The organism is Nocardia sp. XZ_19_369, assembly GCF_015355715.1.
Taxonomy (GTDB): Bacteria; Actinomycetota; Actinomycetes; order Mycobacteriales; family Mycobacteriaceae; genus Nocardia.
Genome location: NZ_JACVED010000001.1, coordinates 732,330 through 753,947, shown reverse-complemented (window position 1 = coordinate 753,947; position 21,618 = coordinate 732,330). Strand labels below are relative to the sequence as shown.

The 21,618-nt window shown below is 66.0% G+C and carries 24 protein-coding genes; 22 read left to right on the top strand and 2 right to left on the bottom strand.

Going from position 1 to position 21,618, the window contains the following annotated elements:
- Nucleotides 1-360: 360 nt before the first annotated feature.
- Together IBX18_RS03525 and IBX18_RS03520 are read left to right on the top strand one after the other, a co-directional pair.
- Nucleotides 361-1,632 carry a hypothetical protein gene (locus IBX18_RS03525; protein ID WP_194832288.1) on the top strand — a complete coding sequence of 424 codons (1,272 nt, stop codon included), beginning with the start codon at nt 361-363 and terminating at the stop codon, nt 1,630-1,632.
- Nucleotides 1,633-2,955 carry a lipase family protein gene (locus tag IBX18_RS03520; protein ID WP_194832287.1) on the top strand — a complete coding sequence of 441 codons (1,323 nt, stop codon included), beginning with the start codon at nt 1,633-1,635 and terminating at the stop codon, nt 2,953-2,955.
- Nucleotides 2,956-3,103: 148 nt separating this feature from the next.
- Here IBX18_RS03520 and gnd read toward each other — a convergent pair whose 3' ends face one another.
- A complete protein-coding gene (gene gnd / locus IBX18_RS03515) occupies nt 3,104-4,132 on the bottom strand; it encodes a phosphogluconate dehydrogenase (NAD(+)-dependent, decarboxylating) (RefSeq protein WP_194832286.1) in 1,029 nt (342 codons plus the stop codon).
- 308 nt (nt 4,133-4,440) lie between these two features.
- Between gnd and IBX18_RS03510 the strand changes: the two genes are divergently transcribed.
- Both IBX18_RS03510 and IBX18_RS03505 read left to right on the top strand, forming a co-directional pair.
- Nucleotides 4,441-6,354, top strand: coding sequence for a VanW family protein (locus IBX18_RS03510; RefSeq protein WP_194832285.1), 1,914 nt, complete (start codon nt 4,441-4,443; stop codon nt 6,352-6,354).
- A gap of 268 nt (nt 6,355-6,622) precedes the next feature.
- Nucleotides 6,623-6,886: a hypothetical protein gene (locus IBX18_RS03505; RefSeq protein WP_147133393.1), complete on the top strand. Its 264-nt coding sequence runs from the start codon at nt 6,623-6,625 to the stop codon at nt 6,884-6,886.
- 226 nt (nt 6,887-7,112) lie between these two features.
- Here IBX18_RS03505 and IBX18_RS03500 read toward each other — a convergent pair whose 3' ends face one another.
- Nucleotides 7,113-7,370, bottom strand: a complete 258-nt coding sequence (locus IBX18_RS03500; RefSeq protein ID WP_159080089.1) for a helix-turn-helix domain-containing protein — start codon at nt 7,368-7,370, stop codon at nt 7,113-7,115.
- Nucleotides 7,371-7,513: 143 nt separating this feature from the next.
- Between IBX18_RS03500 and IBX18_RS03495 the strand changes: the two genes are divergently transcribed.
- From IBX18_RS03495 to IBX18_RS03410, 18 genes are all read left to right on the top strand, one after another.
- Complete coding sequence (locus IBX18_RS03495) at nt 7,514-7,738, top strand: hypothetical protein (protein WP_147133390.1); 225 nt, start codon at nt 7,514-7,516, stop codon at nt 7,736-7,738.
- 112 nt (nt 7,739-7,850) lie between these two features.
- Nucleotides 7,851-8,096: a hypothetical protein gene (locus tag IBX18_RS03490; protein WP_194832284.1), complete on the top strand. Its 246-nt coding sequence runs from the start codon at nt 7,851-7,853 to the stop codon at nt 8,094-8,096.
- On the top strand, nt 8,093-8,410 hold the full coding sequence (locus tag IBX18_RS03485; RefSeq protein ID WP_194832283.1) for a hypothetical protein: 318 nt from the start codon (nt 8,093-8,095) through the stop codon (nt 8,408-8,410). Before IBX18_RS03490 ends, IBX18_RS03485 begins: the two co-directional genes overlap by 4 nt.
- 91 nt (nt 8,411-8,501) lie before the next feature.
- Nucleotides 8,502-9,284, top strand: a complete 783-nt coding sequence (locus IBX18_RS03480) for a PE-PPE domain-containing protein (protein ID WP_194832282.1) — start codon at nt 8,502-8,504, stop codon at nt 9,282-9,284.
- A complete protein-coding gene (locus IBX18_RS03475; protein WP_194832281.1) occupies nt 9,284-10,078 on the top strand; it encodes a hypothetical protein in 795 nt (264 codons plus the stop codon). Before IBX18_RS03480 ends, IBX18_RS03475 begins: the two co-directional genes overlap by 1 nt.
- Before the next feature lie 40 nt (nt 10,079-10,118).
- Entirely contained in the window at nt 10,119-10,814 is a 696-nt protein-coding gene (locus IBX18_RS03470) for a hypothetical protein (protein WP_194832280.1), read from the top strand.
- Between the two features lie 460 nt (nt 10,815-11,274).
- Nucleotides 11,275-11,460, top strand: coding sequence for a hypothetical protein (locus IBX18_RS03465; RefSeq protein ID WP_135233943.1), 186 nt, complete (start codon nt 11,275-11,277; stop codon nt 11,458-11,460).
- Nucleotides 11,461-12,030: 570 nt separating this feature from the next.
- Nucleotides 12,031-12,228, top strand: coding sequence for a hypothetical protein (locus IBX18_RS03460; protein ID WP_194832279.1), 198 nt, complete (start codon nt 12,031-12,033; stop codon nt 12,226-12,228).
- A 209-nt stretch (nt 12,229-12,437) separates the two neighbouring features.
- Entirely contained in the window at nt 12,438-13,046 is a 609-nt protein-coding gene (locus IBX18_RS03455) for a hypothetical protein (RefSeq protein WP_194832278.1), read from the top strand.
- A gap of 21 nt (nt 13,047-13,067) precedes the next feature.
- Nucleotides 13,068-13,502: a hypothetical protein gene (locus IBX18_RS03450; protein WP_194832277.1), complete on the top strand. Its 435-nt coding sequence runs from the start codon at nt 13,068-13,070 to the stop codon at nt 13,500-13,502.
- A gap of 49 nt (nt 13,503-13,551) precedes the next feature.
- Nucleotides 13,552-13,938, top strand: a complete 387-nt coding sequence (locus tag IBX18_RS03445; RefSeq protein WP_194832276.1) for a hypothetical protein — start codon at nt 13,552-13,554, stop codon at nt 13,936-13,938.
- 168 nt (nt 13,939-14,106) lie between these two features.
- Nucleotides 14,107-14,691 (top strand): hypothetical protein, encoded by a 585-nt coding sequence (locus tag IBX18_RS03440; protein ID WP_194832275.1) that lies wholly within the window; start codon nt 14,107-14,109, stop codon nt 14,689-14,691.
- A 127-nt stretch (nt 14,692-14,818) separates the two neighbouring features.
- A complete protein-coding gene (locus IBX18_RS03435) occupies nt 14,819-15,109 on the top strand; it encodes a hypothetical protein (RefSeq protein ID WP_135233938.1) in 291 nt (96 codons plus the stop codon).
- A gap of 89 nt (nt 15,110-15,198) precedes the next feature.
- The gene (locus IBX18_RS03430) at nt 15,199-15,486 is read left to right on the top strand and encodes a DUF5361 domain-containing protein (RefSeq protein WP_194832274.1); all 288 of its coding nucleotides are present in this window, start codon (nt 15,199-15,201) and stop codon (nt 15,484-15,486) included.
- Nucleotides 15,487-15,545: 59 nt separating this feature from the next.
- Nucleotides 15,546-18,044: a hypothetical protein gene (locus tag IBX18_RS03425; RefSeq protein ID WP_194832273.1), complete on the top strand. Its 2,499-nt coding sequence runs from the start codon at nt 15,546-15,548 to the stop codon at nt 18,042-18,044.
- A complete protein-coding gene (locus tag IBX18_RS03420; RefSeq protein ID WP_228540279.1) occupies nt 18,041-18,937 on the top strand; it encodes a phage tail protein in 897 nt (298 codons plus the stop codon). Before IBX18_RS03425 ends, IBX18_RS03420 begins: the two co-directional genes overlap by 4 nt.
- Nucleotides 18,937-20,556, top strand: a complete 1,620-nt coding sequence (locus IBX18_RS03415) for a phage tail protein (protein ID WP_228540278.1) — start codon at nt 18,937-18,939, stop codon at nt 20,554-20,556. Before IBX18_RS03420 ends, IBX18_RS03415 begins: the two co-directional genes overlap by 1 nt.
- A 22-nt stretch (nt 20,557-20,578) precedes the next feature.
- The gene (locus tag IBX18_RS03410) at nt 20,579-21,613 is read left to right on the top strand and encodes a hypothetical protein (protein ID WP_194832272.1); all 1,035 of its coding nucleotides are present in this window, start codon (nt 20,579-20,581) and stop codon (nt 21,611-21,613) included.
- Nucleotides 21,614-21,618 lie beyond the last annotated feature (5 nt).

Below are 21,618 nucleotides of genomic sequence, written 5' to 3'. Positions count from 1 at the left end.
GGTGGGTTTCGGGTAGCCCCCAGAGGTGGCACGGCAAGCTCGTCGTTGCTGTGAGTTATCTCATTCGGTGCGGATCGTCTTTTTGCTCCTATTTGCTGCGGCAAACGCCGGAGTTAGTAGCTACTAGCTCGCAACTTTCGTGTTACAGGTCTTCTTCGGTTGCTGATCATTTGTCATATCGCGTCTTGCGACGGGGCTGATCTCTGTGTTTACCTGCACGTCACCTACTGTGCTACCGGTGCTTGTTAATCGAGATGGCGTTATACCACCGCCCGATCGATAGGCAGCTACCGGCAGGACATCTCTTCGGCTTAACGAATCACTCGAATCGAGCTAGCAGAGAGGAAGGCTGAACAGCTGATGCGAATCGGTATAGCGCTGCGCGCCACCGCACTGGCGCTGGCGGCCGCGGTCGGTCTCGGACTCGCGGCAACGGCCCCGGCCACAGCGGCGGGCGAGGTGGACCGCTACCTGGATCTGCCGCTGGTGAACCGGGATGCCGCGACGAGCCCCGGCGGCGTCAACCCCGAACTGCCCTACGACGCGGCCGAGCTGCGCGGGCTACTGGACGAGGCGCGCGGCCAAGGCGTCGCGCCCACCCGATATGCCGCCCTGCTCTATCAATACTGGCTCGTCGCCGCGACGAACAAGGCAGGCATCGATCTGCGGTCGTGGGATCCGCGCGCGGGCGTCGAGGCCAACCGCAACAACCTGATCAGGTCTTACCGCTACTACGAAGACCTGCAGTTGAACCACCGCGAGCTGCAGTGGGCGGGGATGGGCGGGCAAGTCGGCGCCGACTTCGGCGGCGGGCTGCTCGATTTCGAGCTGATGGGCAACCTCTACGGCCTGCCCGGTCTCTCCGAATCCGCGCGCGGCATCATCGCCGCGGTCGACCAGGCTGCCGGGCCGCAAGCGGTGGCCCAACTTCCGCGCGGGCTGATGGCGCTGGCCGAGGCGGGCTCCCAGATCACGCCGGAAGACCTGCGCTACCTCATCGGATTGATCCTGGTGATGCAGAAGAACATCTTCTCGGACCTGATGCCCATGCACGAGGCCTACGTCACCGAGGGTCTGCCCGCGTTGGCGGAGTTCCAGGCGGCCGGGTTGTTCGGTGCTGACATCATGGAAGCTTGGCGCGGGGTGGCCTCCGGCGACTACGACCGGATCGCCGCGGGCAACGGGACTTTGCTTCGCCGGGAACAGGAGTGGGTGATCGGAGCGCAGTGGGACGCGGCACGCGGCTACAAAGGCAGCGTCGGCGAGGCGATCACCTACGTCAGCGGCGCGGCGGGCTCACCGTCGGTCGCGGGCGTGGCCCCGCCGCGGGAGTTCCATCCGGTGCGTATCCCGTTCACCATGGCCGACGGCCGGCCTGCCCTGCTGACCCTGCCACTGCCGGAATGGAATTGGTCGGAGTTCGGCCCGCGCTGGGAGTACATCACCTCGGAGCTGCTGCCCAAATACAAGTTCCAGGTCGAGAACAACTGGCCCGCATTGGAAGCCGTGATGCGTACGCCCTATGAGATTCAGATGGAATCGCATCGCCCGCTGCTGAACATTCCGCAGCTGCTCGACTCCGCGGCCAGGCAGATTCAGATAACCCCGATCGACACGATGGCGGTGCGCTAGATGAAACGCTTCACCGTGGCCGTTGCGACGGCCGCTTCCTTGGTACTGACCGCGGGAACCGCCGCGGCGCAGACCGAGATGCCGACGCCCGGACTCGACCGCGTCTTCAACGGATTCGTTGTCGGCCAGATTCAAAACGCGCAACCGGTTCCGCCGGATCAGGCGTTCCAGGCCTTGCTCGCCAACGACCCGTTCTACGAAGAGCCGCCGCTGACCGGCACCGAGCAGCCGGGAACGCTGCTGAAGGCCAAGAAGGTCGACGTGATGTTCCTCGGCATCACGCCGCCCGACATCGAGGCGTACAAGCTGATGTACGTGACCACCGGCATCGACGGTGTCACCCCGATGATCAGCACCGGCATCCTGATGATTCCGAATCACGGTGTGCCCGTCGGCGAGAAGAAAGTGATCTCTTATCAGGAGGCCAACGACAGCGTCGGCTGGTCCTGTCACCCCAGCACCCAGTGGACCGGCGGCGACCCGCTCGACGGCTCGTCCTGGTCGGCGCTCGGCCCGCTGGCGCTGATGTTCGACAAGGGCTACGCGGTGATGATCTCCGATGTCGGCAACGACGGAGATCGCAAGCCGCACGGCGTCTTCGCGGGCAAGTTCGCCGCGCACGCCCAACTTGACGGTGTCCGTGCGGCTTTGGCCCATCGCGAGGCAGGACTCGATCCGCAGGCGCAGATCGCGCTGTTCGGCATCGCGGGCGGCGGGGTCGGCGCGGGCTTCTCGGCCGAGCTGCAGCCCACGTACGCACCGGAACTCGACGTGAAATCCGCCGTGCTGGAAGGGATGGTGGTCAACCCGCGCAACTTCATGCGGGTCGCCGACGGCTCAGTCGGCTCCGGCTTCGCGCTGGCCACCCTGCTCGGGCTGGAGCCCGCGTACCCGGAGATGGAGGTGAACGCGAAGCTCAACCCGGCGGGCGTCGGGCTGGCGAACGCCTTCCGCACCCAGTGCCAGACGCCTGCCTACTTCGGGCTGCCGTTCCTGCCACTGAACACCCTGTTCAACTCCGGCCTCAGCCCCGCCGACGAGCCGGCGTTCCAGCGCGCGTTCGAGGACAACATCCTCGGCCGCTCCGGCACGCCGAAGGCCAAGGTGGCCATCACCTCCTGCGCCGCCGACGACTCGCCCATGTCACTGGTGCCCGCCAAGGACTCCCGTGAGCTGGCCGACATCTATCGGGCAGGCGGCACCGAGGTGACCTATCAGCCGACCGACTGCAGCATGGTCCGCATGCTCACCGACATCTATGGCTGGGGCACCGACCTGTTCGGCATGCAGACGATCGACTGGATCGACCGCAACTTCGACTGAAAGGACGTGCCGGTCATGGCATTTCTCTACGGCATCAATTATCTGTTCTGGTTCGGCCCGCTGGCCGTGGCCAAGCTGCTGGCGCAGGCGGCCGGCTTCTGATCCGCTGAGCGCGGCTCCCGCACTCCGCGGGAGCCGCGTTCGTGCGTTACGCCCCGGGTAGCTCGTTGTGCCCGCCGAACGCTTTGCGCATGGCCGAGAGCATCTTGTCCGCGTAGAGCGCCTCGCCGCGCGAGGAGAACCGCTGGAACAGGGCCGCCGCGAGCACCGGCACCGGAACGCCGGTGTCGATGGCGGCGTCGATCGTCCACCGGCCCTCGCCGGAATCGGAGACCCGGCCGCTGTAGGAATCGAGGTTCGGATCGGCGTGCAGCGCGCTCGCGGTGAGGTCCAGCAACCAGGAGGCGACCACCGAGCCGCGCCGCCACACCTCGGTCACCTCGGGCACATCGATGGCGTAGCGGTAGTACTCCGGGTGCTCGAGCGGGGTCTCCTCGGCGGAGAACTCGCCGTCGTGCTCGGCGCCGTAATTGGCCCGGTGCAGGATGTTCAAGCCTTCCGCGTACGCGGCCATCGCGCCGTACTCGATGCCGTTGTGCACCATCTTGACGAAGTGCCCCGCGCCGGCCGGCCCGCAGTGCAGGTAGCCCTGCTCGGCCATCGACGGCTCGCCGGTGCGTCCCGGCGTCCGCTCGGCCGCCTCGACGCCGGGTGCGATGGACTTCAGCAGCGGGTCGAGATATTTCACCGGTTCGGCCTCGCCGCCGATCATCAGGCAGAAGCCGCGTCGCAGGCCGAAGACACCGCCCGAGGTGCCGATGTCCACGTAGTGGATGCCCTTGGGCTGCAACTGCTCGGCCCGCTTGATGTCCTCGTGGTAGCGACTGTTGCCGCCGTCGATGATGATGTCGCCGGGCTCGAGCAGCTCGGCCACCTGATCGATGACGGCGCCGGTGGCGCCCGCCGGGATCATCACCCAGACCACCCGCGGCGTCTCCAGCATGCCCACGAATTCGGCGAGGTCGGTGCTGCCCTGGAAGTCGTCACCCAGCTCCTGGCGCAGCACGTCGATCTGGTGCGGACGACGTTCGTAGCCGACGGCGGTGTGCCCGTCCTTGACGATGCGGCGCACGATATTGGCGCCCATTCGTCCGAGGCCGATCATTCCCAGCTGCATGCCATCCCTCTCCTCGTGTGTGCGGTGGCCGGACACTCGTTCGTCCTCGATTGTCCCGCCTCGATTCGATCCTGGTCCGTCCGGCGGTGTAACGCACGGTGCGCCGCACCGATAATCAGATCGGCTCCGCGTAGTTGCCAGACCCCCGACCCGGCAACTGCGCGGGGCCCTTTGCGTGGACCACCGGGGTCTTTGCAAGGAATTAGCTGTAGATCAGTGCTCACCTGACGTTGTCGCTGGGGCGCACTATCGTTGGCGGAGACTCGCACCCAGTGAGTCCCAACTCAACCGAACGGGGAGGACGGTTCGTGACGAGCCAGTCGAGCACCGGACGCCGCGGCCAACAACCGGCGGGCGAGGTCGGTTTACGCCAGCTGCTCGAGTCGGCCCAGGCCAACGGGGCGCAGCAGCCCCAGGAGTGGGGCGGCGATTCTGCCCCCACCGAACCGCTACAGGTCACCCCGACCAGGCGCGCCACCCATCGGGCCACGCCGGGGGAGCGTCCGGCGCCACCGACCCGGCGGCCCATCTCCGGTCCCCCCGCACAGCGGCTGAATCGCACCGTGCTGAAGCGGGCCGGTCTCGCGGTCGGCGCGGTGCTCGCGGTGACCGGCCTCGCCTACGCGGCCGATCTGGTGCTGTCCTCGGGCGAGGTGCCGCGCGGCACGGTCGTCGCGGGCGTCGACGTCGGCGGCCTGGACACCGAGGCCGCGGACGCGAAGTTGCGCGCCGAGCTCGCACCGCGCGCCGACCGGGAACTGCCGCTGCGCATCGGTGACGTGCAGACCAGGCTCGTCCCCGCCGCCGCGGGACTGACCGTCGACTGGGACGGCACCTGGGCGCGCATCGGCAAGCAGCCGCTCGACCCGATCACCCGGCTCACCTCCTTCTTCACCACCCGCGATGTCGAGGTGGCCAGCGCCGTCGACGACGCCGCGCTGGATCGCCAGCTGACGGCGCTACGCGTGCACGACAGACCCTCGGTCGAAGGCACCATCGCCTTCGACAAAGCGCGACCGGTCGCGGTCGCCCCGGTCCCCGGCCGCGTGCTGGACACCCCGGCCGCACGCACCGACCTGATCGACAAGTGGATCACCGGTGCCGCGCTGGACCTTCCGGTGCACCCCGCTCCGCTCACCGTCCGCCCGGACGCGGTCGACCAAGCCCTGCGCGAGGTGGCCGAGCCCGCGGTGCGCGCGCCGATCGTCTTCGCGGGCAAGGGCGGGTCGGCCAAGCTCGATCCGGAGCAGATCGCGTCGGTGCTGTCCTTCGCGCCCGACGGTCAAGGCGGGCTCGCCATGGCCGTCGATCAAAACGTCGCGGTCGGTTTGCTGGCGCCGCAACTCGCGCCCTCGGAGATCGAGGCGAAGGACGCGACGTTCGCACTCACCGGCGGCAAACCGACCGTGGTGCCCGCGGTCGTCGGTGACAAAATCAACTGGGCGAAGACCTTCGAGCAGTTCGCCGCGCTGCTCGCCGCGCCGCAGGAGCGGACCGGCCAGGCGGTCTACGAAAAAGTGGAGCCGAAGCTGACCACCGAGGCGGCGCAGGGACTCGGCGTGGTCGAGACCATGGGCACGTTCACCACCAACGGCTTCAGCGGCCCGTCCGGGGTGAACATCAAGGTGGTTGCCAGGAAGGTGAACGGCGCGGTCGTGAAGCCGGGAGATACCTTCTCGCTCAACGACTTCACCGGTCCGCGCGGCACTGCCGAGGGCTACGTGGAGTCCGGCATCATCGATCACGGCAGGCCGAGCACCGCCGTCGGCGGTGGCATCAGCCAGTTCGCCACCACCCTCTACAACGCCGCGTACTTCGCGGGTATGGAAGACGCGGGCCACACCGAGCACAGCTACTACATCTCCCGCTACCCGGCTGCGCGCGAGGCGACCGTCTTCGACGGCGCGATCGATCTGCGCTTCCGCAACAACACCCCGCACGGTGTCTTCATCGAGGCCGTCACCACCGATTCCGAAGTGACCGTTCGGCTCTGGGGTACCAAGACCCTGAACGTCGAATCGGTGACCGGTGAGAAGACCAAGCCGACCGAGCCGACCACCATCAAGCTCCCGAAGGGCAAGGACTGCATCGCCTCCGAGGGTGCCCCCGGCTTCACCATCTCCGACACCCGCATCATCACCGACAAGCGCTCCGGTCGCGAGGTCTCCCGGACCACCCGGACCGTCAAATACGATCCGATCCCTGTCGTGAAATGTGAGTGACCGCAACAACTCCTGGGCAACGCCCGTCCCCGCCGACGAGCCGCACGCCGCCGCCTTCCGGCCGCGGTGTGCGGCTCGAGCCAACTTCCGGCTATCCCACAGCGCGCCGCTGGTTGGCCCGGCGAGCCACGAATCATTCTGCGGCAGGGCGACTTTGGTGGGCGACCCCCCGGCGAATGGGATATAACTACGCCAGATTCCGGGACGCCAGTCCGGTTCTGTCTCGGAGTGGGGCTCAAGGTTGAGCGAAGTGAAGGGGATAACAGTCGTGGACCAGATCGACTCAGTCAGACCGTTTGCGGCAGGGCGGGGAAACAACGCCGCAGTCACGCTGGGTACGGCTATCGGGGATGAAGTTGCCCGGCGGGTTGTGCAGGGCAAGGGCACGTTGTGTGACGTCGTACTCGCGGCGTGGGTGATGGGCGTAGATCCGGTCGAAGCGGTGCTGCAGTACGCCGAAGCGGCCACCGGAGTGATCGTCGACGACACCGTGGTGGTGGCCGACGGCGGTGCCGATCCACGCTGCGCATAAGCGTTTTCGCCGTGCGGCCTCGTGCATTCGCACTCGCAAGCGCTCTAAGCGGCAGTAAAGGGTGCCTGCGCGGTCTTTCTACACGGCGTGCGCCGATGTCAGGGCGTGCAGTGTTGCGCCGCATCAGTTCGCCGATCGTCTTCTCGACTCACTGTCCCGCGCAATAGCTTTCGCACCGCCGCGACCCGGTGGTGACGGCAGTGTGGGTGATGTTCGGTTGTGTGCGTTACTCCGCGGGGCGTTCGACGTCGCGCAGCGCGAGCGCCACGAACTCCCGCATCGGAATGTCCAGTGCGGTGCACAACGCGTGCAGCTGCTGCATGTCCGGCGACCGGTCGCCGTTCTCGAAGCGCTGAATCGTGCTGACTCCGAGGCCGGTCAGCGCCGCGAGTTGCGGACGCGTCAGAGCCCGCCGAGCCCGGGCTGCCCTGAGCTCTGCTCCTACCGCGCGATTGATGTCCGAAGGTACCTTTTCCACACCCATATGGACCATTCTGAGGTCCGAACGGCTACCTGGCAAACGACATGCCGTAAAAACACCAAGGTTTCCCATAGTTATCGGACATTTCGCCCATAAAGGTCCTCTGGGAGTTGCAACAGGTCCGAACGGACCTTAGTGTGCTCCGTATGGAACACCTAGACCAAATGGTTGCCGGGAAGGTGCGGCTCGCCATGTCCGATGCGGGACTTTGTCTCGAGGACTTGGCCGCGCGTTCCGGGCTGCCGGCCTCCGACCTGCGCAGCCTGCTCGCCGCGCACGGCTCGTTCACGCTGGACGAGCTCGTTCGGATCGCCGCGGTAGTGCGGCGCCGCGTCGTCGACCTCCTGCCCGACCAAGAGGAGATGCGATGACAATCGCTGATGCCCGCCGGTCGCCCAGCGCGTCCCGCCGTCGACTTCCGGCGTGTCGTACCAAACATTTTGTGACGCAAATCACTGTCTGCCGGAAGGCGGATGGGCGGTGTTGAGCGATCGATCAGCTACCGCCGAGATGGCACTCGATCATGCGGTGCGGAGTGTGCCGAGGCTCGCCGGATTCGGCGCGTGGCGCCCGGGCATCTCCGGCATTCCCTATCTCAGTGGCGACGAACCGCACGCCGTCGTCGTGGTCCTCATCCACGATCCGCGCGAGGCCCGGGTGCGCAGCGCGACACTCGTCGCGACCCCCGACCCGACGGCACCGGCCGACTCCGAGCCGAGCCCGCGGTGAGCAAGCCGGCGCGACGGCGTCGCGCGAATCCCGCCCTCGAGATCTTCCGGCACCATATCGGTGCCCGCGTCACCTACACCGGAACGACCGCGATGCGCGGCACCGTCGAACACGGTGTCATCGTCGATGTGGATCACCGGATGGTGTACGTCGACTACGGCTATCCCAATCCCGTCTGTGCCGAACTCGGTAATGCCATCGCTACCCATCCGTCGAATCTTCGACTGGAAACCCCTGTCGCACAGCCGGGCTCCTGTGATCACTGCGGCACCGCGGCCGAACGCCCCGGCCCGGTATTGCCCGCGCCCCGCTGATCCGGCGCTCGCGCTTTCTCATTCTCCGACCTGACCGAGTGGTTCCGTCATGCGCTCAACCGGTCGCGTCGTCCACGAAAGGACAAACCACGTGGCCATTTTCGGCCGCCGTTTATTCGGCAAGTTGCTCGCTCCCGGCGAGGTCATCGATGTCTTGATTGTCGGAGGTACCTGGAATCCGAATGGCGATCCGGTCACCGCCGCCTTCGCCGCAGCTCTCGACCCACGGCGTTTTGTCGTGCGAATGGTGCCTTATCCGGCGGATTACGGGCGGCACGTCGCGTTCGCCGACAGTGTCGCTGCGGGCAGGCGGGCATTGATCGACGCGATCGAAGCAACGCCCAATCGTGTAGTGCTGGCCGGTTATTCACAGGGCGCGGGTATCGCGGGTGATCTCGCCGCCGAGATCGGTGCCGGCCTGTTCCCGCACTTGGAGGTCATCGCCTGTGCATTGATCGCGGACCCGCTGCGTCCGGCTGGCTGTTGCCTCGGTAAGGATCCCGGCGGTTACGGCGTCGTCGGGCAGCGGGCCATCACCGGCATTCCGACGTATTGGGTTGCCGCCGCGGGGGATCCGATCACGGCGCTGCCCGCGGGCAACCCGCTGCGCCTGATCGCTGACCTCAGTGCGTATTTCAGCCTGGCCAGTCCGGAAGCCATGGTGCGCTGGGGGCAGAGCATCATCGCGATCGCCACCCGGCACCAGCTGCAGCGATGGTGGTCGCTGGAGAACTGGCGCTCCTGGGGTGGTGCCGTCGCCTATGCCCGCGGCTATCTGTTCGACGGACGGCACACCGACGACTACGTCGGGCACGGCCACGCCCGGCTGCTCGCCGAGGCGATCAACCGCGAGGTGGCCGAGGGGAACCGCTGATGCCGTGGTTCCAGGTCGACGACCAGCTCGGCTTCCATCCCAAGGCCGTCGCGGCGGGCAACGCCGCGATGGGGCTGTGGGTGCGGGCCGGCTCGTGGTCGATGCAACAGCTCACCGAGGGTTTTGTGCCCGCCGCGATCGTGCGCGGCCTCGGCTCGGCGGCGCAGGCGAAAAAGCTGGTGGAGGTGGGCTTGTGGATGGCCGTCGACGGCGGTTACCAGTTCCACGACTGGGGCGAGCGTCAGATGTCGAAGGCCGAAATCGAGGACCGACGCCGTAAGCGGGCCGATGCGGGTCGCAAAGGCGGTCAGGTCTCCGGGCAGGCCAGACAGCTTCGCGCGCAAGCAAGTGCTGCACCATCTGCTCGAACATCCACTCCGGCAAGAGTTTCGGCTGAAGCTCAACCGGCTGTCGAGCAAGTGCCGGAGCACATCGAAACCCCTGTCCCTGCCCATGACCCTGAAAATTATTCCAGGGCAGTGCGATCGGCGCCGCCGCCTCGGCAATGCTCGATGCACCGCAATCACCCCGCGCCGCCACCGTGCGGTGGCTGTGCCGACGCCAGGCGCGCCAGACAGCGGTGGGACGCCGCGCACGGCAGCGACCTGCGCGCCGATGCCGTGCAACGCCGCGAAGCCGCCCGCAACTGCGTGATGTGCGACGACGCGGGCTGGCGCCACCCACCCGCCGATCTGCTCGCCGTGAATCCCGATCCGCCCGTGCTTCGCTGCGACCACCGCACGGTGACCTCGCTCGACCACTGGCATGCCACCGAAGAGGAAGCGACACCATGACAACCACCACCACACAGTGGTCCGCCGAGGCGGTTTCCCGGTGACCGAGCACCCGAACCATCTGTACCTCGACCGCATCGAGCTCCGTGCGCTCGCTGAGTTGCTTCGCGAAATCCCCGATCTCGCAGAGGATCTCAGTATCTCGCTGACCAGGCAGTCCCGACTGAGCACCCGCGGTGACTATCGGATGAACCGCAGACCCAGCGAACAACCACTGCCCTACAACCCAGCTGCATCCAGGGCCGCCGACGAATTACACGCGGTACTCGTGTCGTGGGTGCGGCTCGTGTGCGAGCAGCGTGGTCTCGACTATGCCGGATCGCCGTCCACGCCCGGCCTCGCTCGCTGGCTGGACCGAAACCTCATCGCACTGGCCATGACCGAGGGTGCCGAGGGTGCCCCGGCGGAGATCCGCACGGTGGTGCAGGCCGCACTGTGGATCGTGTGCCCGCCTGCCGCACCGATCGAGCTGGACGAGCAGAAACTCGAGCAGGCGCGCCGGCACCGGCTCAATGCGTCCGGGATCGCCACGCTGGCAAAGGAACTCGGCGCCGAGTATCAGGGGCTGACCGTGCGGCGGATCCAAACACTGCGGAACGCAGGAAAGATCGCCCCGCTCCCCGGGCCATGGGCACCGGGCTGGCCGGAGTTGTACACCGTGGGTGAGGTATTGGACGAACATCTGGTGCATCCGATGCGACGCCGCGCACCGGCCGCCGTGAATGACTCGAATTGAGTTGTTTCAAAACGTAATTCGGTGCGCGCTCGGCGAAAGAGCTCGGAAAGTTACAGTCATTTCGTATGAAATGAATCACAACATAACTCTCGAATTGCTGGGTACCTGTGACCGGGTGCGCTATTCGCAACGTTCACGCTCGGCGATAGCTGGATCGGTGGCTGTGCATCGGCTGTGGACTCGGCCGAGTACCGGCGAGTGGTGCGTCGAGATGCCGGTATGTGAACGAAGTTCCCGGAGCGCCTGGGAAACCGTAGAAGTCCCGGTCCTGCACCGAATTTGCAGGCATTGTTCCGAAACCCTCGCCGTGCATGACCCGTTATCGATCGGCAATTGACGTCATGCGTCGCGCGTGACTGGCGGGTCGCTAGCCGGGTAAGCCCTGTGCTAGAAAACTCTCGACCGATAACCAGCAGGTTGTCGATTCGAAGGACAATTTTTTCAAGGGGAAGATTCTCAGATGAGCAAGATTCGCGTGTTCGGCGTTGTGTTCGCGGCTACCGCAGGCATCATCCTGGCCGGTTCCGGTCTGGCCTCGGCGCAGACCGGCGGCGGTGGCACGGCGCCGGAAACCGGTTCGGCCGCGGCCATCACCGAGCTGGCCAAGCTGCTGGCCACCGGCTCGGCGGGCACCGACGGCAAGTGAGCTGAAAATCTGGATATACCCTGACTTCTAGCGGACGCGTATCCGTTCAGTAGGCAGACATGATTGCCCCGGCCTCATACGAGGCTGGGGCAATCGTCGTTTCGGGGGCCGTCGATGCCGCCGTGCGGACGCTCGAAAGTAGCCATCTACCTGCGTCTTTCATCCAATTCTGTATTCAGGGGTTGACATCCTCCGCGCTTTAGGTGAAGCTTTGTGCAGCGCCAGAGCTGCGCCCTCATCCCGAACTTCTCCGGGAAACTCCCGCACTACCAATCACTTTCACGTTCCGCTATTACGGCCCCCTGTGTGGCCGGCGTAGCGAATGCATGTGGCATGCCCCCGAAACCTCTTCGAGATCGATGACAAGCGGGCGCGAGCCTGCCACATACCCGCCCCGGTTTCCGCTCCCGTCTCCCGCTGACCCCTTTCTCGCGGTTGCAGACGTGAAGATGCGACCGGGGCGTTTCGCCCCACCCCCGGTACACCCCCTGATCGGGGGTGGGGCTCAAACCTCACACATGGCACGGTGAATCCGCCGGTGCCCGTACCTTTCGACAACCGAGGTCTGACATGGACAACACCGTCCTGGAACTGCTCGAAATGGCCGACCACGCCACCCCGGCAGGCCCGCTCACCATCACCCAGGCCCACGAGTCGATGCGCGTCCACCGCGCCTGCTCCGTCGACCACTGCCGCCGAAAAGCGTTGGCCTTCAACACCTTGATCGAAGCAGGTCGCATCGTGCCGGACTCGTCCCGGCGTTATTGACCCTCTCGAGAGGAGGTGAATCGATGCTCACCGTCGTCCTCGACCTGATCACCCTGGCCTGCCACCTGGCGCCCCTGATCCGCCCGCTCCTGGGTCTGTAAACCCGAGCGCGGTCCGCCCGCCGTCTATGCCCAAGCCCACTCCCTGGTCGGGACTGGGCTTTTTTCATGCCCAGCACCCGCCGAGTTCAGATCAGGGGACGTAACACATTGTCTGACAAGGAAATTGTCGAATCCATCCAGTTCGCCAATCATCAGCCACCGCCGGAGTACGTGAAAACCGATGCCGGACAGCTGGTGACACCGGAGTTCCTGGCGTTCATCCAGCAGGCCCTCAGCGGGAAGCTCGCCGAGTCCGCGGATACCGCGGAACTGGATCCACAGGTGAAGGCGCTGGCCGAAGAACTGTCGGTGATCCACCTGCCCGAATGGCGGAGCAAGAAGTCGCCCAAGACGGCGGAGCCGACGGTGACCGGCATCAAGCAGGCGACGCGCGTCGCCGAGTATCTCGTGCAGCGCGGTGTGCGAGTGCATCCCGAGCTGGAGGAGATCCGCTGGACCGCCACCCCCGGTGGTGCGCCCGGTGCGTTCGACACCGGCCTGCACGTCACCAAGGACGAGAACGGCGAGTGGCCGGTACCGGACCCCGAGTCGTTCTACGACCTCGACGACATCCAGGTCAACCAAACCGACGACGGCCGCTGGTACGCCGTCCATCCCCGCGGCCTGTCCTACGAGGCCGCGACCAAGACCGAAGCCTATGCGGGAGTCGTCGATCAACTGCGTCAGCGGATCGAGCAAGCCCGGCAAGAGCCATAGCCACGAAAGGGTGGTAGCGCGATGACCGAACGAATCGTGTACCCCGACATCGAGAAGACTCTGGTCGATTACCTGACCGCGCAACTCACCGCAGTTTCCGACACCGCGAAGGTGGTCACCCGGATTCCGGAACCACGGCCGGCGCGGATGGTGCGGGTCAAGCGGAACGATCGAATCCTGCGGCAGGACGTCGAAGATCGAGAGGGTCGCCGCGGTCCGAATCTGATTCTGGATCGGCCACGGGTGGTTCTCGAATGCACCGACGATGCCGGTGCGGCAGCCGATTTGGCCGGCCGGGTCCGCGCCATCCTCTCGGCCGCTGCGCCGGGCTACCTCGGCACCGTGTGGTGCGACTACATCGAGGACGTCGGCATGGAGAACGACACCGATCCGGCGACCGCCGCTCCCCGGCACGCCATCATCGCCGACCTGATCGTGCGCGGCAAAGCGGCCTGAACACCTTGCAAGCCAACACAACTGATCACCTGAACAAGGAGAGATAGCAGTGACGCAGCGAGAAATCAGCCTCGAGAAGGATGAAACCCTGCTGGTGAAGTGGATGGCGGAACCGTTCCGGTATGCGCGGCTGGTCCGCGCCGTCTCCGACCGCTTCCCGAGAACCTATGTCTTCGACCTTCATCCAGCGTTCGAGTACGGCCGCACGCCGTATGCGCAGCTCGAGATCGAATTTCAACAGGACCACTACGAAACCAATGTGGTCAACGGTGCCGAGAAGCTGCGATTCCGGTCTGTTGGTTCTTCTTCCTGGCTGAACAAGACTGTCAAGCAGCTCCTGATATCCGAGCTTGCTGAGCCCATTTATGCCGGCGGCTATGAGATCGTCGACTGGGGTGGCTTCCCGGTTCCCGATTATTGGCCGGCCAGTTCGTGACCGGAAAATGCTGCACTGCTCACCCGCCGAGGCGATAACGCCGGAGTTTGCAGTGACTCCGTATTAAGACGTGCGAGGCGTAGCCCTCGCCTGACTCCCCCTCATGGGAGCCACAACTGAATACCGAAATCCCATGGGCCTGCGCAACAATCCCAAGGGAGAATCACAATGGCTTTGCCTTCTAGCAAGTTCATCGGTGCCGGTACTCCGGTCGCCGTCTCCGGCGGTGTGCTGGTCGCGCCGACCACCGCCACACTGCCGGTCGGCGCCTCCAGCCCGACCACCGGGTTCCAGCCTCTTGGCTACGTCTCCGAGGACGGCATCGAGTCCAAGGGCGAGCGCAAGATCGAGCAGATCAAGGACTGGAACGCCGACATCATTGCCAACCTGCAGACCGAGCACTCGGTCCGCTTCGGCCTCACCCTGTACGCGGTCTGGGACGAGGACGTCCTCAACGAGGTGTTCGGTAAGGGCAATGTGACCCCGGGTGCGGCTACTGCCACCAACGGCAAGCTGTACACGATCAAGGAGACCGGCAGCGTGCTGCCGCGCCGCGCGTGGATCTTCGACATGCTGAGCGAGAACAAGAAGATGCGCATCGTGCTGCCGAATGCCTCGATCTCGCAGGTTCAGGAGCGCAAGTTCGTCTCCAAGGAACTGGCCGGGTTCAGCATCACCATCGAAGCGTTCAAGGACGACTTCAACAACAAGGCATACCGCTACCTCGACGACGGCGTTCTCAAGACCGTCTGATAAAAGCCCCCAGCGGTGGCGGGTTTCACACCTATGCGCAGGCCCGCCCGCCACCGTTGGGCCCTTATTTCTCAACACTTTTCCAAATACCTGCGCACAACCACGTCATGAAAGGGTCTGCGAACCAATGACTTCCCCGAAAGCCCCCATCACCCTCAACCGCCCGCTCCAGGTAAAAGACGACTTCGTCTACAAGGTGGGCGATGCCGAATTGCACCTCCCATCCCTGTCGTACCTCAAGCCGGGCCTGATCCGCCGGATCCGCCGCCTCGGCGATGTCGACGCGATGTACACACTGCTGGAGCTGACTCTGTCCGCCGAGTCGCTCGCGGTGCTGGACGAGATGGATCCGGACGCCTACCACGAGCTGCTGGATGCCTGGCGCACCCACTCGGGAGTCAACCTGGGGGAATCCTAAGCCTCGATGCTCTTCTCGAAGAGCATTGCGAGGCTATCGAATACGACCTGATCACGCTCGGCCTGCGGCTGCGTCAGCTCGGCACCGAAGTGCTCGGCTGGCGTGAGCTGAAGGCGATCATCCGTTGGCTACCCGCGGAGTCCGCGCTGTTTCGTGCGATGAATCCCGAAAGCTACCGCTGGCAGCTCGACCAGTTCCTGCTGGCCGACATCACCGATTCCCTGCGCTGGCTCGTCTGGGCGAAAACCGACGACGCCAGGAATGGGCGCAACCGTCCGGAACTCGTGCCGCGCCCCGGCGTGAAGTCCGGTCGCGAACGAATCGGCACGGCCACCGGGATCGACGAGATGAACGAGTTCCTCAACTGGGAGGACTAGCCCGCGGGCGTTGATCTGCGCAAACGGCCGAGAAAGTAGATGCGAATGTGGAGAAACAAATGAGCCCCGATGTGCGGACTCCGCCGGACTCGCGGCGCCCTTCGGTGCGCCCGCCGGTCATGGCGATGCCGGACATCCTGGCCATGTCCAGCAACGGCCAGCCCGGCCCCGGGCAGAAGGTCTCGTTGCCGAGCGGGGCGGTCTGGGAGGGCGGGAAGGTCACCGGCACCTCGGTGATCACCCTGCCCGGTGACGAGCCGATCCTGGTGGCCGGCGATTCGTCGGTGTCGGCGAACGGGCTCACCGGTGACTCCGTCCAAATCGGTTCGCTGACACAGGCTTTCCAGGAAATCCTCGGCGCGGTACCGAAGTTCTTCGCCAACTGGGTCGCGACCGGTGCGCTCAACCGCTACGACCCGGACGGCAAAGCCGCCAAGACGCGGACCAGGATCGTCCGGGTCAGCTCGAAGGCGACGCTGTCCGGTCCGGCCCGGGATCGCCACGGCGACAACGACTCCGGCGACGAGGTCAGCGACGATTCCGGTGTACCCGGTTCGGGTGTCGACGGCCGCACGCCGCAGCGTTTCGCGAACGGCGGGATGGTGTACGGGCCGGGCGGGCCGCGGCAGGACCAGGTTCTTGCCCGGTTGTCGCCCGGTGAGTTCGTGGTCAATGCCGCGGCGACGTCGAATGCGTTGCCGCTGCTGGCCGCGATCAACGGCGGCTGGGTGCCGTCGCCTGCCTATCTGGGCGGCATGCTGCCCGGTTTCGCCGACGGCGGTCTGGTCGGTGCGGGTGGCTCGGCGGCCCAGTCGTGGCGCGATCTGCTGCGCAATCCCGTCGCGCCGACTAGCCCGGATGCCGCTTTCCGGCCACAGGATTTCGGTCTGTTCGGCATGGTGGCCGATGTCCTCGGCGGCATCGGGAATGCCGCCATCAATGCGGGCGGCGCCGCCGGTGCCGCGCTGGGTTCGATCGTCGCGCCCGCCTTCGGGCCGGGCGGCGTGCTGAACTCGGTGCTCGGCTCCGGCGGTGCGGCAGGCGCCCCGACACAGGAGTCGGTGACCCGCTCGGACTCGCCCGATCTCGGCGAACCCAATCCGTTGGGCGCCGCCATGCGGGTGCGGTCCGAGGGGACGCCGGGGGCGCTCGGCTTCGGCCGTGCGTACCAGGCGCCGATCGGGAATATGCCGACCGGCAACGAGGCAGGCCAGTCCACGGCTGTGCGCACCGGCGGCCTCAACCCCTTGGGGTCGTTGTCGACGGCCTTGGCCACCGGCATCGTCGGTGCGGCAACCCAGGCGGGCAGTCAGGTCGGTGCCGCATTGGGCTCGGTGCTGGCGCCCGCGCTCGGGCCCGATGGCGCGTTGGCGCCGGTGATCGGTGCCCAGCTCGGCAGTTTGATCGGTGCCAAATTCGGCGGCAGCCTGTCCGCGTCGATGACATTGTCCGGCGAATCAGGCGGAGCGGGTCTGGGCACCAGCGGTCCGACCAGTGTCGGTACCGGAGAAAACGGCAGCGGTGACGGCGGGAATTCGTTTGTGCCGCAGCCGTCGGACGAGAGTGTCACCGGAGCATCCGGCGGGGGCTCCTCGCCTTCCGGTGGCGGGTCGTACACCTACGGTGGCGTCCCGTCCGCGACCCCCTCGCCGACCGGTTCGTACCTGGTCCGCAACCGCCCGAGCAAGAACGGGCAGTCCGGCACCCCGGGCGACCCGTCGAGTGTCGATGTGCCGCTGACCGATTCACCGACTGGCGGAACTCCTGCGGTCGGCGCGGCCGGATTCGGCGCGCAGTCACTGGCACTGAGCGATGAGCCCTACGACCCCTACACGAGCAGCTTCAAGGATCTCCTCAATGTCGCGGGCGGTCAGCTCGGTGGCGACGCGGCCTCCGTGCTCGCGCCGCTGCTGGGTCCGAACGGCAACGCGATCATCGAGGCCGGCGCCCAATTCGGCGCCGAGCAGGGCGACGCGCTCGGTGATCTCTACAAGAGCGTGGATCCCGAAGGCAAGTGGTCGTCGAGCATCGCCGCGGTCGTCAAGGAGTACACCGGTATCGACTGGAACCCCACGGGCACCCAGAGTGCGACGCCGCAGATGACCCGGGATCAGCAGGCCGGGCTCGCCGCGTTGCAAGGCGGCATCAGCGGCCTCCAGCAGAACGGCCTGGTCGGCGGGATCACCGGCGCGATCAAGGGCGCGGCGTCCACTGTCGGCAGCACCATCGGTACCGCCGCCGGCACCTTGGTCGCCCCGTTCCTCGGCCCGCTGGGGGCGCTGGCTCCCGCGATCGGCTCGATGATCGGGTCGATGGTCGCCGGCACCGCCGCGGAGTTCATCACCAAGCCCATCGAAATCGTGGCCAGCGGCGTGAAAGAGGAGCTCGGGACCGGATTCGGCCTGACCAATCTCGCCAAAGGTCCGGGCGGTCGCACCGCCCGGGGAGACATCTACAACTTCAACGGCATGGACCCCAAGAGCGCCGCCATCGCGGTGGAGCGGGTTCGCCGGCGTCGCACGGTGGCGCAACAACGCGGAGGAGGGCTCGGCCGATGACCCACCAACTTTTGGACAACAGCCATTACACGAAGATCGTCCTGTGGGACGTCAACGGCCGGGTGTGGCACCTGTCCGGCTCGAATGCCGGGCGCGAAGGCGTCCGGCTGTCGAACCAGACCGGGTACATGTTCGCCCCGGTGCAACTGCTCGTCAACGAGGGCGCGCGCCAGGACGGCGCGACCTTCCAGCGCTCGATCCGCGCCAAGAAGGAGTGGGACTTCATCGCGGTGATCTCCCAGTCCGCGAAAAGCACTGGCGCGCATCCGGTCCGGGATTTCTACGCGGTGCACGATGCCTGGTTCCGCGGTTGGTCCACCGACAAGCCGTCCACCATCGGGTTTTTCACCCGGCATCAGGGCTGGCGGTTCCAGCAGGTGCAGCTCGACAGCGCGCCTGAGGCCGTCGGCGAGATCGACCCGGCGCGCAATGCCTTTGCGCTGTACAAGATGTCGGCGACGGCGATGGATCCGCTGGAACGGCATTTCGACGAAACCGCGGTGTGGACCAACACCTCGGGCCTCAACGAGGGCAAGGTGCGGGCACGCAACGCCGCCGACCAGCCTGCCTGGCCGCGGTACACCATGAATGGTCCCGGGCGCTGGGCGATTCTGGATCCGACGGGAGGTGCGACCCCGCGGCTGGTGCACACGCCTCGGCTCACCGCCGAACAGACGCTGCGGATCGATACGCATCCTCGGCATCGCACCGCTCGCCTGTACTCGGGGAATGCGACGACGCCGAAGAATGTCTGGGGCCAGTTGGCCGGTCGCCGCTGGCTCGCCGCGCTGCCGCCATGGAGCGCCACCGACATCATCGTCCAGGTCGACGGCGGCAACCTGCAGTCCAGCCTGGTCGTCTCGGTCACGCCGCGATCGTCGAGGCCGTTCTGATGAGCATGCCTGCCTGGGACCCGCAGGACGAAGCCCTGCGGATGGACAAGGCGTACAAGGACGAGCAGGAGCAGCTACGCGATCCTGATGTCCTGGTGCGCTATTGGGACAAATGGATGCAGGAGGTCGGCGAGGAGCACAGCTACCTCTCGCTGGAGTTCACCTACCCGCGCAACGCGCCCGGCGGACTCAAGATGATCTGCCCGCGCGACATGGTGCACTTCGACCACCTGTTCAACAATAATGACCACGAAGACGCCACCATCCCGATCACGGTGAACACCAAGGGATTCCGCTGGGACGGCTACATCACCAAGGCCTCGATCGTCCGGGACGAGTACGGCGTCGAGACCGTCGACATCGAGGCCATCCACTGCTGGAACCACATCTCGACGATCTGTTGCTGGGCAAGCCCTTTCGCGCCGATCTGGGCGCAGTTCCCGCGGCACATGATCCAGTTCGGCCCGGTGCGCACCATCATCACCAACTACCTGACGACCAACCTGATGCGCCTGCAGGCGCCGGGCTGGGTGCCGCCGCAGCACGCCGAGAAGCCGGAGTGGGGCGGCACCGGCAACCTGCTCTTCCCGATCGCCGTCGTCCCGGTGGATCCATTGCACGACACCAGCAAGTGGAGCGCGGCGTCGGCCCGTTTCGACATGGCCGACAAGCTGTTCGCCCCCATGCTCGAAGACTCCGGCGTCATGCTGACCGCCCGGTTCTTCCTGCCCGATGAGGACGAACAGCCTGCGCCGAAATGGTTCCACCTCGATCGGCCGACCGTCGTGCTGGAGACCGTGGACAAGTCGGGTGTCACCGGCCCGACCGGCACGCTGATCGACGGAATCCGTTCTTGGATCGAGGAATTCACCGGTGACGGCACCACGCCCGTGCGCTACCCGAACCTGGACTCCGCCACCGAATACGAAGCGGTGTACGGAGAGCGCCTCAGTCAGGGCACCTTCCGGAACTACCCCTGGGTGTGGTACTTCGAAGGCGAGTACTCCGGGATCGGCAAATCCGAGATCGCGCTGCACAAGCCCACCGCCACCGACATCATCATCGGCGGCCGCTCGCCCGGCTGGGTGAACGCCGGCATCGAATTCGTGATCAAGGGCTTGCTGTCGCTCATCGGGCTCGGCTGGCTGTACCGCGGGCAGCTCAACGACGTGTTCCTCGCATGGAACGTCTACCGCAATATGGATCGGGTGAACCGGGCCGGTCCGTACGCCTTCCGTGAGCTGTACATCTCGGGCAGCGACAAGGCGTTCAACCTGGACGGCCTGGTCGCGGCCCGCCAGGGCATGCACCTGACCCGCGGCTACACCAGCAAGCGGGTGACCGTCGAAGACAACGCCCCCTACATCCTCGGTCAGGACTACGGGCTCGGCGACCAGATCGGCTTCGCACTCGACGGCAAGATCTTCACCGATTACGTGACCGAACTGACCTTCACCGACGACCGCGAGACCGCCGCGAAATGGCACATCGTGGTCGGCGACGGATCCGATGAAGAGGACTCGATCGTCAAGGCATGGCAGCGGCTCGGCCGCGTCGCCGCCGCGATCAAGGATCTGGCCACCGACGTCGGCGCCGATCTCGACCTGCTCATCTTCTGAGCCTTTTCGAAGAGGAGAAACCATGGCGGACATCACTTTTCCCGCCCACATCACCATCAAGCGGGTGCCCGACGTCGACGGGTTGCCCGTGCTGACCGCGCAGACGACCGTCTCCGCGGGATCCGTCAACCTGGACCTTCCGCCCGGCCCACCCGGTGAGCCCGGCAGACAGGGGCGACCGCGCACCACATTCCGGAAGATGGGTGAGATCGCCAACGCGGCGGCTCGCCCGACCGGGCTCGGGCCGGAGGATCGCGGCAGCTGGTGGCATCGGCTCGACGACAACGGGATGGATGTCTGGACCGGTACCGAGTGGCGCCATTCACCGGATGCGGTCGGGCCGCGGGGTCCGGTTGCCGCACCGACCACCATCACCGTCACGAAGACCGAGCGCGGGGAGAACTTCACTGTGCCCGCCGTCGAGTTCAGCGGGACGGGCGCGGACCAGCAGTTGAAGGTGACCGTCCCGGCCGGTCCACGCGGTCCGAAGGGGCCGCCGGGTGCGTCCGGGCAGATCACCGAGTCCCCGGACTACGACAAGGTGCGTACCCCGGGTGTCGGCAGTGTGTTCGCCTACGACAAGTCCAGCCGGAAGTTCCGATCGTCGGCCACGCCCCTGGGGCTCGGTCCCTGGTCGTGGTATCAGGAAGATTTCGGGACCGAACGGCAAGAGAACGCCGGTCGGATCGAGGGCGGTACGTTCACGATCGCGCCACTGCCCTTCCGATGGCGTCCCGTCGTCTACGGCCACATCTACAGTCGCGGCGATGCCGGGGTGAGCGCGGAAGCGACTGTGCGGCTGCACCATTCGCAGGGCGAGATCGTGGCTACCTCTATCGCGTGCTCCGGCGCCTGGGTGTATATGCCGGTTGTTCCGTGCTATCGCGACGGCACCACGTCGAAAGTACTGTCGCCGACTTCGGATTTCGCCACAGTGCCCGCCGGCCAACCCGCCAATCTGATTGTCGCGGTCGAGCGGGTCGGCGACGGCAACGGCAATATCGGATTCTCGCCATCCCGAGCATCGATCGTCGTTTTCGCAGAACCAATCGAGTGAGGTGA